Origin of the sequence: Streptomyces barkulensis, assembly GCF_002843305.1 — a bacterium.
In the GTDB taxonomy this organism is placed as follows: Bacteria; Actinomycetota; Actinomycetes; order Streptomycetales; family Streptomycetaceae; genus Streptomyces; species Streptomyces barkulensis.
Genome location: NZ_PGSG01000019.1, coordinates 1 through 3,108, shown reverse-complemented (window position 1 = coordinate 3,108; position 3,108 = coordinate 1). Strand labels below are relative to the sequence as shown.

The 3,108-nt window shown below is 75.6% G+C and carries 1 protein-coding gene; it reads right to left on the bottom strand.

The window, feature by feature from the left end:
- Positions 1 to 3,108, bottom strand: a 3,108-nt coding sequence (locus CUT83_RS04255) for an acyltransferase domain-containing protein (RefSeq protein WP_143688488.1), incomplete at both ends; no start/stop codon positions are given.

Below are 3,108 nucleotides of genomic sequence, written 5' to 3'. Positions count from 1 at the left end.
CACCACCAGATGCCGCGCCACCACACCCCCCAGCGTCCCCGTCCCACCGGTCACCAGCACCGTGCCGTCCGGGTCCAGAGAGCCGAGGCGGGCGGTATCGGGCCCGGCACCACCACCGGCACCGGCACCACCACCGGAGACGGCCGCCCGCACCAGCCGCGGCACCAGCACCCGCTCCCCGCGCACCGCCACCTGCCACTCACCAGCGGCCACCGCCGCCGCCACCACCCCCACCGGCACCTCACCGGCAGCCTCCACATCCACCAGCACAAAACGCCCCGGATGCTCCGTCTGCGCCGACCGCACCAGACCCCACACCACCGCACCGACCGGATCGGCCACCTCACCCGGCACCACCGCCACCGCACCCCGCGTCACCACCACCAACGGCCGCTCCCCACCACCGGACAAACACTCCCGGACGGCCTCCAGAGCCCCGGCGGCCGCCTCATGAGCGGACACCACCGGATCGGAGTGCGCCGGCTCCGCCGACCACACGGTCATGCCGGACGCGGCAGCGCCTTCGGCGGTGGAGTCGTCGGCGGTGGAGTCGTCGGCGGTGGAGTCGTCGGCGGTGGAGTCGTCGGCGGTGAAGGCCTGCCACTCGACGCGCAGCAGGGGCAGCCCCGCCCGGCCGGCCGCGCGCAGCGCCTCCGTGTCCACCGGCCGGAGCGCGAGGGAGCCCACGGTGGCCACCGGCGCCCCGGTGGCGTCCGCCACGGTGGCGGTCAGTTCGTTCCGCCCGGTCGCGCGCAGCCGGACCCGCAGGGACGCGGCCCCGACGGCGTGCAGCGAGACTCCGTTCCAGGAGAACGGCAGTACGCCCTCGTCGTGGTCGCCGCCGAGGGCGCCCAGCACCACCGGGTGCAGCGCCGCGTCCAGCAGGGCCGGGTGGAGTCCGAACTCGCCGGCCGTGGAGCGTTCCCCGGCGCCCAGTGCGACCTCGGCGTACACGTCGTCGCCGAGCCGCCAGGCGGCCCTCAGCCCCTGGAAGGCGGGGCCGTACTCGTAACCGTCGTCGGCGAGCCTGTCGTACGCCCCGGTGAGGTCCACCGGAGTCGCTCCGGCGGGAGGCCAGGCCTCGGGCAGTCCGGTCGCCGCCCCGGTCCGCGGTTCCCCGCGGACCGCCCCGGTGGCGTGGCGGGTCCAGGACCGTCCGGGCGTCTCCCCCCGGTCGCGCCCCTCGGCCTCGTCGGCCTCGTCGGGCTGGGAGTGGACGGTCAGTGTGCGGCGTCCCTCGTCGTCGGCCTCGCCCACGGTGACCTGGAGGCGCACGGCGGCGCGCTCGGTGAGCACCAGTGGCGTGAGCACGGTCAGGTCCTCGACGTGTCCGCAGCCGATCCGGCGGGCGGCCTCCAGCGCCAGTTCGAGGAAGGCGGTGCCGGGGAGGAGGACGGTGCCGCCGACGGCGTGGTCGGCCAGCCACGGGTGGGTGCGCAGCGACAGCCGCCCGGTGAGCAGCAGTCCGTCGCCGTCCGCGGTGGGCACCGCCGCGCCCAGCAGCGGATGGTCGGCCGCGTGCAGTCCGGCCGCGGCCACATCGCCCGTCCGGGCGGCCGGTTCCAGCCAGTAGGACTGGTGCTGGAAGGGGTAGGTGGGCAGTTCGACGTCCGGTGCGCCGCCACTGCCGGTGACCGCGGACCAGTCGACGCCCAGGCCGTTCACGTACCCCTCGGCGGCCGAGGTCAGGAACCGTGCCATGCCCCCCTCGTCACGCCGGAGCGAGCCCAGCACGACGGCCTCCCGCGCCACCGCGCCCTCCTCTGCCCCGTCCTGCCCGCCGTCCTGCCCGGCGTCCTGCCCGGCGTCCTGTGCGGCGTCCTGTGCGGCGATGGTGTCCTGGAGCGCCATGGTGAGCACCGGGTGCGCACTGACCTCGATGAAGGTGCGGTGGCCGCGGGCGAGGAGGGCGCGCGTGGCCTCGTCGAAGCGCACCGGCTGCCGCAGGTTCCGGTACCAGTACTCCGCGTCGAGGTGCGGATCGTCCGGCTCCCCGCCGGTGACCGCGGAGAAGAACGGCACGGCGGCTTCGCGCGGCTCGACCGGGGCCAGCAGATCGAGCAGCCGTTCCCGGATGGTCTCGACGTGCGGTGAGTGCGAGGCGTAGTCGACGGGGATCCTGCGGGCGCGGACACCGTCGGCCGCGCACTGGGCCAGCAGGTCCTCCAGCGCCTCCGGGTCTCCGGACACCACGGTCGAACCCGGGCTGTTGACGGCGGCCACGGCCAGCCGGTCGCCCCACCGCCGGATGCGCCGTTCCGTCTCGCCGGCCGGCAGCGGCACGGAGACCATGCCGCCGGTGCCCGCGAGTTCGGCCAGTGCCCGGCTGCGCAGCGCGACCACGCGGGCGGCGTCCCGCAGCGAGAGCGCGCCCGCGACGCAGGCGGCGGCGATCTCTCCCTGGGAGTGGCCGACGACGGCGTCGGGGCGCACGCCCAGCGACCGCCACAGCGCGGCCAGGGAGACCATCACGGCGAAGAGCACGGGCTGGACCACGTCGACGCGGTCGTAGCCCGGCGCCTCCGGCTCGCCGCGCAGCACGTCGAGGAGGGACCAGTCGGTGAACTCGGCGAGCGCCGCGGCGCACTCGTGCATCCTTTCGCGGAACACCTGCGAGGTCTCCAGCAGTTCCAGCGCCATACCGATCCACTGCGAGCCCTGTCCCGGGAAGACGAACACCGTGCCGCCGTCGCCTCCGGCGGTCCCGTGGACGGCTCCCGGGTGCGGCAGGCCCCCGGCCAGCGCGTCGAGTGCGTCCAGGAGGCCGGCGCGGTCCTGTGCGAGGACCACGGCACGGTGGTCGAAGGTGGCACGGCCGGTGACGAGGGCGCGGGCGAGGTCGGCCGGGTCGAGGTCCGGCGACTGCGCGAGCAGGGCGCGCAGTTGCGCGGCGCGTTCACGCAGCGGCTGCTCGGCCCGTGCCGAGAAGGTCAGGGGCGGCACGTCCTGGAGCGCGGGGGTGGTGTCCGGTCGTGGGTTCCGGTGGTCTTCGCCGGACTCCCGCCGGTCTTCTTCGAGAATGAGGTGGGCGTTGGTGCCGCTGATCCCGAACGACGAGACCGCCGCCCGCCGGGGACGCCCCTCACCGGCCGGCCACACCACCGGCTC